General features: G+C 38.2%; 10 protein-coding genes and 2 pseudogenes. 10 read left to right on the plus strand and 2 right to left on the minus strand.

The window, feature by feature from the left end; translation table 11 throughout:
• The first annotated feature begins 170 nt into the window (after nt 1–170).
• From VB797_RS25530 to nfi, 5 genes and pseudogenes are all read left to right on the plus strand, one after another.
• Complete coding sequence (locus VB797_RS25530) at nt 171–1,373, plus strand: DUF1624 domain-containing protein (RefSeq protein WP_323240560.1); 1,203 nt, start codon at nt 171–173, stop codon at nt 1,371–1,373.
• A 183-nt stretch (nt 1,374–1,556) separates the two neighbouring features.
• A pseudogene (locus VB797_RS25535) lies at nt 1,557–1,767 on the plus strand (hypothetical protein); the annotation flags it as partial.
• Nucleotides 1,768–1,992: 225 nt separating this feature from the next.
• Entirely contained in the window at nt 1,993–2,208 is a 216-nt protein-coding gene (locus tag VB797_RS25540; RefSeq protein ID WP_323240561.1) for a hypothetical protein, read from the plus strand.
• Nucleotides 2,208–2,468, plus strand: coding sequence for a type II toxin-antitoxin system RelE/ParE family toxin (locus tag VB797_RS25545; RefSeq protein WP_323240562.1), 261 nt, complete (start codon nt 2,208–2,210; stop codon nt 2,466–2,468). The genes VB797_RS25540 and VB797_RS25545 overlap by 1 nt, the downstream gene beginning before the upstream one ends.
• Nucleotides 2,469–2,542: 74 nt before the next feature.
• Nucleotides 2,543–3,208 (plus strand): deoxyribonuclease V, encoded by a 666-nt coding sequence (gene nfi, locus VB797_RS25550; RefSeq protein WP_323240563.1) that lies wholly within the window; start codon nt 2,543–2,545, stop codon nt 3,206–3,208.
• Between the two features lie 35 nt (nt 3,209–3,243).
• On the opposite strand, the gene VB797_RS25555 is transcribed toward nfi, so the two are convergent.
• On the minus strand, nt 3,244–3,723 hold the full coding sequence (locus VB797_RS25555) for a GNAT family N-acetyltransferase (protein ID WP_323240564.1): 480 nt from the start codon (nt 3,721–3,723) through the stop codon (nt 3,244–3,246).
• A gap of 264 nt (nt 3,724–3,987) precedes the next feature.
• On the opposite strand from VB797_RS25555, the gene VB797_RS25560 reads away from it, so the two are divergent.
• From VB797_RS25560 to VB797_RS25580, 5 genes are all read left to right on the plus strand, one after another.
• Nucleotides 3,988–4,554: an FHA domain-containing protein gene (locus VB797_RS25560; RefSeq protein ID WP_323240565.1), complete on the plus strand. Its 567-nt coding sequence runs from the start codon at nt 3,988–3,990 to the stop codon at nt 4,552–4,554.
• A gap of 38 nt (nt 4,555–4,592) precedes the next feature.
• Nucleotides 4,593–6,554, plus strand: a complete 1,962-nt coding sequence (locus VB797_RS25565; protein WP_323240566.1) for an FHA domain-containing protein — start codon at nt 4,593–4,595, stop codon at nt 6,552–6,554.
• A 1,112-nt stretch (nt 6,555–7,666) separates the two neighbouring features.
• Nucleotides 7,667–8,386, plus strand: a complete 720-nt coding sequence (locus VB797_RS25570; protein ID WP_323240567.1) for a GDSL-type esterase/lipase family protein — start codon at nt 7,667–7,669, stop codon at nt 8,384–8,386.
• A gap of 167 nt (nt 8,387–8,553) precedes the next feature.
• Nucleotides 8,554–8,988, plus strand: a complete 435-nt coding sequence (locus tag VB797_RS25575) for a hypothetical protein (protein ID WP_323240568.1) — start codon at nt 8,554–8,556, stop codon at nt 8,986–8,988.
• A gap of 213 nt (nt 8,989–9,201) precedes the next feature.
• A complete protein-coding gene (locus VB797_RS25580) occupies nt 9,202–9,372 on the plus strand; it encodes a hypothetical protein (RefSeq protein WP_323240569.1) in 171 nt (56 codons plus the stop codon).
• Between the two features lie 40 nt (nt 9,373–9,412).
• Here the strand turns inward: VB797_RS25580 and VB797_RS25585 are convergent.
• Nucleotides 9,413–9,713, minus strand: a pseudogene (locus VB797_RS25585) (hypothetical protein); the annotation flags it as partial.

The following is a 9,713-nucleotide window of genomic DNA, read 5'->3' on the forward strand; positions in this document are numbered from 1 at the left end:
TTGAGTCTAGGATTATTTTATTAGTGCATAAGTTGATTTTGCTTGCCTCTATTAAAGGATTGACATCATCGGTAGCCACACTGACTTGATACAAATCATGAAATTCAAAATGCGCCGTACTATATTAGGTATTTCTTTAGCCACCGGACTAGTTTTGAAAGAAAACTATTATGCACTTAAATCCCAACACTTCTATAAACGACTCTAAAAATCAAGACCAATCAAAAATTAAACGGATTGTATCTGTTGATTTGCTGCGTGGCTTGGTTATGGTTTTAATGACATTAGACCATACAAGAGATTTTTTTTCTAATGTTCGTTTTAACCCATTGGATATAGACCAATCAAATATTTTTCTCTTTTTGACTCGATGGATTACTCATTTATGCGCTCCATCTTTCATTTTTCTCGCAGGTGTCGCAGCTTATTTGTCTTTAAAGCGCGGGAAAACAAAGCAACAGTTAGCTCGTTTTCTCTTAATCAGGGGATTTTGGTTAATATTTTTGGAATTAACTATAGTTAGCCTTGCATGGACATTTTATCCTGGTCTTTTTATGGCAGGAATACTATGGGCAATTGGTTGGTCTATGATTGTTTTAGCAATATTAATTCAGCTTCCCATTCGCAGCATAGCTATATTTGGAGTAATAGTTATTGTTGGGCATAATTTGTTCGATAGCGTTCAAGTAGAACAACTAGGAAATTTTGGCTGGATTTGGGCATTTCTTCACGAGCGAACAATGTTTGTACCCATACCAGGAATACGCTTTTTTCTTGTCTATCCGCTGATTCCTTGGGTTGGGGTAATGGCAAGTGGTTATGCTTTTGGAAAGGTGTTGACTAAAACAAAAACTGAACGTTTAGGTTGGTTACGTAATTTAGGTTTGGGTTTAATTTTTAGTTTCGTAGTTATCCGAGGGTTGAATTTTTATGGAGATCCAAAACCTTGGTCAGTACAATCTAGTTTTTGGAAAACAATATTATCATTTATAAATATTTATAAATATCCGCCATCGTTAGCTTATTTGTTAATCACTTTGGGCATAGCTTTTTTATTACTTTATGTATTTGAAAGTCAAAGAAGCGTACTTTTTAAACCCCTAATGATTTTTGGAAGTGTTCCGTTATTCTTTTATATTATCCATCTTTGGTTGATACATTTTTCTGCCGTTTTATTGGCGTTACCCAAATATGGCTTGAAAGCATTTGCTTTACCTTATCTATTATCTAGCGCAATGCCAGACGATTACGGATATGATTTACATCATGTTTACGTTTTATGGATAATTATGCTTGTTATTCTTTATCCTATATGTAACTCATTTTCTAACTATAAGTCGAAGAATAAACGTTGGTGGTTAACTTTTATCTAAAAAAATTTGCCTCTCACCTACCCATATAAATAAGTAGTAAAAAACATTATCATTATCAAATAAATACTGCTGCTTAATTCTTTAGGATAATTTATTTCTTGGAAGTCCCTAATCCTTTATTCACAGGATTTCGATATAGTCTGGGAAAGAAAAACCATCCTTCATAATAGGTTAAGTTTAATTATGGTTTGGAAATTGAAACGTCCTATTTTATTGGGAGTAGTAGGTTTATCCTTTTCTCTGTGGATGTTAGAAGGTTGGTGAATTTAGCTTGTTGAGTCTGCTTGCAGTTGGTGGTGGTTTGTGGTTAATGAAACAAAATCGTCCCAAGAATTACAGCGAGCAATTAGATGAAATAGCGATCGATCGAATAACCGTAGAAAATACCATTGCGGCTAACGCGATCGCAAATCCAGCAGTTTAATCCCAGCGCAATATTAATGTAGAGACGTAGCACTGCTACGTCTCCCCGTTTATAGATACCAACACAGCAAAACCTTCAGTAGTTTGATAGTTAAAAATTATATTTAAATATCTGGTAGTAATCGTTCCCGCTTCATCTAATTACCACGACTTATGAATTAAACTAAATTAACGACGTTGCTGTGGAGTAATTACTATGCAAGTTAAAGATTTAACAATTGATGAATTAAAAACTCTGATTCGAGAAACTGTTATGGAGGCTTTAGAAGAACTTTTGCCAGATCCAGATAAAGGTGCAACGGTTAGAGAAGATTTCAAGCAAGAACTTTTGGAGATTCGGAAGCGTAGAGAGGCAGGAATTAGGGGCATTCCAGCAGAAGAAGTTATGCAGAAACTGGGATTAGACGGCTGATGAGCTATTTGGTTGAATATGAGCCAGAAGCCTTTGCTGACTTAGAGAAGCTAACTCATGCAGTTCGTGAACGAGTTGTCAATAAGATTAATTGGTTGGCTGAAAACTTTGACCAGATTACACCCCAGGCTTTGGTGGCTGATTTATCAGGTTTCTTCAAGCTGAGAGTTGGAGATTACAGAGTTATTTATGAATTTGACCGTAACAATGAAGTGATTTTTATTAACCGAATTAGGCATCGAAGAGAAGTTTATAACTAAGTTTACACTTATAATTTTGGTTTATGTCCTTGCAGTAACCTTTTGATTGAAGCTTGTACATACACAAATTAAATATGCAAATAAAACAACGTCATGATTGGGATTTAACCACATCAGAAGCGAAAATTATCCAAGAAGAATTACAAAAAGAAGTTATTACCGAAGATCGATTTACAGAACCAGTAAAATATGTAGCTGGTGTCGATATGGGTTTTGAAGCTGATGGAACCATTAGCCGTGCAGCAGTTGCGGTATTGAGTTTTCCGGATTTACATCTACAAGAACAAAGTATAGCTAAACGTGCTACGACCTTTCCTTATATTCCCGGTTTTTTATCGTTTCGGGAAATTCCGGCAGTATTAGACGCGCTACAACAGATAAATACGATACCAGATATTATTCTGTGCGACGGTCAAGGAATTGCCCATCCTCGGAGAATGGGAATTGCCAGCCATTTGGGTGTAATTCTTGATATGCCTACAATCGGTGTCGCAAAATCTTGGTTAATCGGTAAATATGAAGAAGTTCCTCAAACTAAAGGAAGCTGGCAGCCTTTAATACATAAAGATGAAACTATAGGAGCAGTTTTACGTACTCGTGCCAATGTCAAACCGCTGTATATTTCTAGCGGTCATCGGATTAGCTTACCAACTGCGATCAATTATGTATTGCGCTGTACCCCCAAATACCGCTTACCAGAAACTACCCGGATTGCGGATAAATTAGCTTCAGCGAGATGAAATAAAAATATTCGAGTGCGATCGCGCTTTCCCACCTACAACTTCTTAAAGTACCTGGCGATCGCTAACATCCCAAACCCCAGTTTTTCATAGGTACGACGCGCTGGAGCATGACCGGGGTCTCCTCCGGTTTCGACCATAGCAATAGACATTCCAGCATCTTTCATCCAATCAAGAGCGAATGAGATCAGAGCGCTACCAATACCACGACCTTGAAAGTCCGGATCGACAGCGACCATGTAAATTTCGCCCATGCTCTCATCCGAATCAAGTTTCACAGCTACAAAACCCATAGTAGAACCTGCATCGATCGCAACCCATACATTTGTGTCTTCAGCAGTGCAAACCTCTTCAACAGCTTTTTGCTGGCTTACACGCCAATCATCGGCATAGAATTCTCGGTATACTTCAACATCCATGACTTTCTGAATCGAATCAAACACGGGAGTCCATGCTCGAAGCGAAAGACGAATAACAGCATCAAGGTGATGGTGGTCATATGGTTCAATTTGCATTTTGATATATATATCACTTTTCGTTTAAGTACAATACACCCCAAAACCTCACCCCGTCATACGGACACCCCTCTCCTTAACAAGGAGAGGGGAAGGGGGTGAGGTTTCTTCTGTATTTTGCCCAAGTCAAACCGCTATACTTTTTATTTCTAATTTATTTTAAGTTGTTTCCGTAATACTTGATTGCTTATACTTGCTCGTGTTAGGAATCGCACAGATAATGATTGAAGTTGGTTAGTAAGAAGCTTATTGCTAGTTAGAATAATGAATTCACTGACTTTACGGTGGCACGATGCAGGTCAAGAAAAAACTCACATAATTTACGAACAACAGCCTAGTAAGAATCCTGGTACTGTCCGCATTGGTCGCGACCCTTTACGGTGCGATATTGTTTTGAGTCATCCTACTGTATCGGGTTTGCACGCTGAAATATTTTTTAATTTTCCAGAAAAACAATTTTATATTCGGTCTTTAAGAGAAAAAAATCCTCCTTTGGTAGATGGAAAACAATTAATCCAAGGAGATGCGTCTTTGAATCAAGGTAGCGTTATCTGCTTGGGACAAATGGAGTTGAGAGTTATTACTATTAGTATTTCCCAAACTAATTACTTTCCCGCGACTATTTTGGAACCACCAAAACCAGGTATAAATAGTCAACCAGTAATCCCTAATCCACCATCGAAACCTTTATCTAAGGATGATTATGGATTGCAATGTCCTAATTGTCATAAAGTATCTTGTATCGAACATATTCAAGTTGGTTGTCCTTGGTGTGGTACTTCTTTAGCTGCGGCAATAAGTGTTTTGGTTGCACCGGATAATATTCAGTGAACAATTATCAATAAACAATTATCAACTAATTAAAATATATGATCGGGAATTTACACATTCATTTAAGTTGGGAAGAACCAGCGACGGGGGAATTACGAGAACCAAGTTTGAGGGTACCGATCGCTTTTGGTCGAGAATTTTCTCAAATGCCCGCAGAACTCAACGGACAGCGTGTTTCGCGAATGCTACTTAATAGTAGTGAAGTTTCCCGATATCATGCACTGATTGATTGGGAACAAGACCAATTAGTTGTCATTGACCAAAATAGTGTTAACGGTATTTATGTTAATGGCGATCGCCAACCGCGTACTATTATCAATAATGGCGATATTTTAAAAATTGGGCCTTATGAAATTACTCTTTCTTTCAGTTTAAATACACCCGTATCTACACCTACACCAACAAATTCTACGATTCAATTTAATCCTAATACCAATTTACCAGACCCTACATTACCTCCACAGCCAGCAGCAACACCTCTAGGTTCGAGTTTTCCACCACCAATTTTTCAAGAGGAAAAAGTTCCGGTACAGGCACTTCACGCTACAGGTTTACGTGTAGATGAAACTGATTATTTAACTTTGGGAGCGGGTTTAGGAAGTTTCATTTGGGTAGATTTACTGAGGCTATACGGTGTTAAGAACGAAAAAATCGTTGCTTTGGGTTTAGATAAAGAACCATTTGCTAGGTATAAGCTACTGTGCATGAATTCGCAAATCCCTTTGCATGAACGATTACGTTCCAATTCTGACTCTTGTCCCGATAATATCTGGGGTTTTCCTAGCTATGCTTTACGAGAAGCTTGGCGCGATTTTGGTAAGGGAAGGTTAAGTGATTCGTTTAAATATCTGTGGAAAGTATTTGCTGAACCCGATTATGCTGAAACTTACACTCCCCGTGCTAGTAATGTTTTTGATTCTATAGGTAGAGAAGCGCAGCGCATTGGTTGGGAACAAATGTATCGTTATGGCAGAATCCGAGCCATACGTAAAACCGATGATGGTCGCTATTGCGTAGCTTATTCAAAGGGAAGAGGAGACCATGCTTTTTATGTAACTCGTTTTTTACATTTAGCTACAGGTTATCCAGCAATTCAGTTTTTACCCGATTTACAGGCTTATCGGGAGAAATATCGCGATTTTAAATCTGTAGTTAACGCTTATGAAGACCATCACCACGTTTACGAACAGTTAGAACGTCAAGGTGGTAAAGTATTGATTCGAGGACGGGGTATTGTGGCTTCGCGGATTATTCAGCGGCTTTACGAAGCCCGTAAGAAAAATTCCGATATTACAGTTTTGCACCTAATGCGATCGCCAAAACCCCAAGGTAATAAGTTCGGTAAAACGCAGCGGATGGTGAAGAATCATTTTGAATTTCAGCCGTTCAACTGGCCCAAGGCTTGCTGGGGTGGAGAGTTGCGGGTCATGTTGGAAAATGCTACTCCCGACGAACGCAAGAAGTTGTTAGCTGACTGGGGAGGTACAACCACAGCCGACCGTCATGATTGGCAGCAAATTACGCAGGATGGTTTGCGAGATGGCTGGTATAAAATAGAGTTTGGCGAAGTAGAAAGTGTAGAACGCGATGCTCAAAATCGAACTATTACCAACATCAAAGAAAAAGGTTTTGGGCAAATGACTCTCAACGCAGATTTTATTATGGATGCAACGGGATTAGATGCCAAAGTCCAAGCAAGTCCATTACTAGAAGATTTAGTTCAGCGTTATAGTTTGCCGTTGAATCATTTATCTCGATTACTTGTAGCCAACGACTTCGAGCTAGTAGAAATGCGTAATGATAAAGGTAAAATGTATGCTGCGGGAGCAATTACTTTAGGCGGTCCTTATGCAGCAGTAGATAGCTTTCTAGGATTGCAATATTCCAACTTACGAGCTGTAGATGGATTAGCGATCGCTCGCGCTCCGGGAGTACATCGATTAAACCCCATCTCCTCTTTCGGACAGTGGTTGAAATGGGTATCAAATCAATCACCTTAAATAAAAATAGAGACGTTACAGTGCAACGTCTCTTCAAATATGTATTTTCCCTAAACCTCAGCTACTACCAATTTTATTGATAACTATTTGCTGTTCGCTTAGAAATGTAGTTCGTTTGACTTGAACATTACTGTTGCTAATGTAGATAATAATCAATGGAATCACTGACATCCCACTTAGACGTTTCTAAGGCTCGATTGACCCATCGAGTCTTTTTCCTATCTTACTTTAAAATACTTGATGACATACGTATTATCCGCATATTTTTTGATTATTTTAGTAAAAATTTCTAATTTTAATCGTTCTCACAAGTAAGTCGGCACAAATAAAACTAACTATGTAATGGTTGGGTAAATTGGTATCAAAGCCTTTTCCCTACTACCTGTTATGATTACGATTTTCAACTCCGACCTACTTATGCATTTTAGCTCAAGTTATCTCAAAAACCATTGTTATTGTGATAGGACTTAGCAAAAAGGCATATTTTTCTTGTAGGGTGCTGTGACACTTAATTAAAAATTGAACGTAATAATAAGGGTTGTAGTGTCACGCACTAGGGTGTTGACTTTGATAGAATTTACCCGTTTTTGGCTCATGCATTAACTGGTTCCCAGCCAGAGGCTATTTGTGACAACTTAAGGTGAAATTAATGATGTCAACTCGTAATTATCGTTAAATCAAGCTTCGTACTGAGTTTTTAGCGAAATTTGGGAATCATGGATTCAAAATTTCGCGATTACTTAACTAAAAATGCTGTTTCCAACCTGGCTTTCAGAGCAAAATTTAAGCATTATTGCTTATTGACAAATTGTTTATATCCTTAAGTTGTCATCAATAGCCAGAGGCTGGGAACCCATGACAGTCGGCTCTGCCGACCGTCAAAAGCCAACACAAAAACTGTATGAACTTTTAGCCCAGAAAAACCACAGAATCAACAGCCTACTAGTCACGCACCATCCGAGTTTTGTGACACTTGCTGCCATTCCTGTGTGAATTAATGTCATTTATGGCAACACTCAGGGACATACTCTTAAAAAAAAATAAACAAAATAACCGGAAATGGTGTAGAAATGTATAGAATCTTTGAAAAATATAAAATATAGTCTTTTCAGATGCAAACATTTGTAGCTCCTTCAATGCAGCTATCTGTAGTAACGAATAGTAATCAACCTTTAAAGATTGTCGCACTGGGGGATAGTTTAGTTTACGGATTTGGAGACCCAGACGGAGGTGGTTGGGTTGAAAGATTACGAAGAACTTGGATGTTACCCGAAAGCCCAGGACACGTTTTATACAATTTGGGTGTACGTGGCGATCGCATTGGACAAGTAGCGAAAAGACTCGAAGTTGAATTTCGTCATCGGGGAGAGTTACGCAACCGCGTTCCTGACATCATTATATTATCGGTAGGAGTAAATGATTCAGCCCGAGTGGGTCGTCCTGACGGTAAAAATTACACGGATTTTTCGATTTTTGAAGGACAAATTGCGTCTTTTTTACAACAAGCACAAGAACTTTGTCCGGTGTTATTTGTAGGTATGGTACCAGTCGATGAAGTCAAAATGCCTTTCCTTAACTGCTTGTACTACAATCGCGATGACCAGTACCGCTACAAAGAAGCAACAAAACTTGCTTGTCGAGAACAGGGAATACCTTATTTAGATATATTCGACAAATGGATGCATCACCCCGAAACATGGAGAGTTAAACGTTTGAGTAGCGATGGTCTTCATCCCAACACGTTAGGTTATCAAACCCTGTTAGAAAACGCAACCAATTGGGAAGCGCTTGCTCGCTTTAATTCTAGCGACCATTATCGTTTAACTTCATAGTAACTTGACAAAATCCCCAAATAAGACTTTTTGCGGAAAGCGTCATCAGCGTATTGAATCGTTCAATATAGATGGCGTTTTTTAATATCTTCTTAAAAATCGAATAATATTATGTATTCAATACTTGTATTTAAAAACAGAAGACATAACTCCTAATCCAAAATTCTATGACTCCAACTTTATTTGGTCGCTGGCAAACTCGTTTATTATTACTTTTAACTGTAGGTTTATTTGTTAGTTTACCATTTGCGATCGGTTTGATTGGTTCACCGCAAAGTCCTGTATATTTCTGGATACTTTTTTATGTTGCTATATTTGGCATAGGCTGGGATATAGTATATGATCGAATTCAAAAGTATCGCTGGGATAGAGATTGGCCCGCAGTTTTCCAGCTATTTGCCGGTATTTGGGAATTTATATTTATACTTTGCGGAGTAAAATTCCTGGGGTTTTTACCAATACCAATTCCCAAAGACGAATTACCTTTATTTTGGGTTTTCTTCCATTACACAATAGTTTGGCTTGCAGTATTCATTGCTTCTCAAAGTATAATGCGGATACTTTTCGTTCGTTGGCGCTTTCGTGGCGGACAATGGTTATAAAGATTTTTGTTCAACACCAATATATTTTGTAGAGATCTCCGCACTGCTACGTCTCCAAATTCAGCGAACAACACAGGTATTTATTCAGAAATAGGACTTAGCAAAAAGGCACATTTTTTCTTGTAGGGTGTGTGACTAGGCTGTTGACTTTAATAGAATTTACCCGTTTTTGGCTCATGCATTAACTGGTTCCCAGCCGGAGTCTGGGAACCCATGACAGTCGGCTCTGCCGACCGTCAAAAGCCAACACAAAAACTGGATGAACTTTTAGCCCAAAAAACCCACAAAGTCAACAGTCTAGTGTCTGACACTTTGAGTGATTTTGAACGAAACAATATTGTTTGTAGTGTCACGCACCAACTGGGTATTGTGATAATATCGTAAGTCCTAAGAAATTAATATTCCTGCATAATCAACAGTTAACCTACGAAATAATAGTAAAAGTAATATCGTTAAAGCCAACATTTACATTTGCTAAAACAGCCAAAACATTATCACCTTGAAGAATGTTGGTATTGTTTCCACTTCCTTGGATATTTAATTCACTTGAAGATAAACCAGATAAACCGATAGTATCAACATCGACATCAAAATCGTAGATAGTATCCTTACCATTAGTAATAAACGAACTGATAACAAAAATATCGCTACCAGCTTCACCATAAAGGCGATCGCTACCAGCACCACCCTTAATTAAATCATTACCTTCTCCACCTTTAATTAAA

Source organism: Rivularia sp. UHCC 0363, from assembly GCF_034931125.1.
In the GTDB taxonomy this organism is placed as follows: Bacteria; Cyanobacteriota; Cyanobacteriia; order Cyanobacteriales; family Nostocaceae; genus Rivularia.

Bases quoted from the DNA above. Each gene is read 5' to 3' on its own strand.
- VB797_RS25575 (WP_323240568.1), top strand. From the start codon at position 8,554: ATGACTCCAACTTTATTTGGTCGCTGGCAAACTCGTTTATTATTACTT.
- VB797_RS25580 (WP_323240569.1), top strand. From the start codon at position 9,202: ATGACAGTCGGCTCTGCCGACCGTCAAAAGCCAACACAAAAACTGGAT.
- nfi (WP_323240563.1), top strand. From the start codon at position 2,543: ATGCAAATAAAACAACGTCATGATTGGGATTTAACCACATCAGAAGCG.
- VB797_RS25565 (WP_323240566.1), top strand. From the start codon at position 4,593: ATGATCGGGAATTTACACATTCATTTAAGTTGGGAAGAACCAGCGACG.
- VB797_RS25570 (WP_323240567.1), top strand. From the start codon at position 7,667: ATGCAAACATTTGTAGCTCCTTCAATGCAGCTATCTGTAGTAACGAAT.
- VB797_RS25530 (WP_323240560.1), top strand. From the start codon at position 171: ATGCACTTAAATCCCAACACTTCTATAAACGACTCTAAAAATCAAGAC.
- VB797_RS25555 (WP_323240564.1), bottom strand. From the start codon at position 3,723: ATGCAAATTGAACCATATGACCACCATCACCTTGATGCTGTTATTCGT.
- VB797_RS25560 (WP_323240565.1), top strand. From the start codon at position 3,988: ATGAATTCACTGACTTTACGGTGGCACGATGCAGGTCAAGAAAAAACT.
- VB797_RS25540 (WP_323240561.1), top strand. From the start codon at position 1,993: ATGCAAGTTAAAGATTTAACAATTGATGAATTAAAAACTCTGATTCGA.
- VB797_RS25545 (WP_323240562.1), top strand. From the start codon at position 2,208: ATGAGCTATTTGGTTGAATATGAGCCAGAAGCCTTTGCTGACTTAGAG.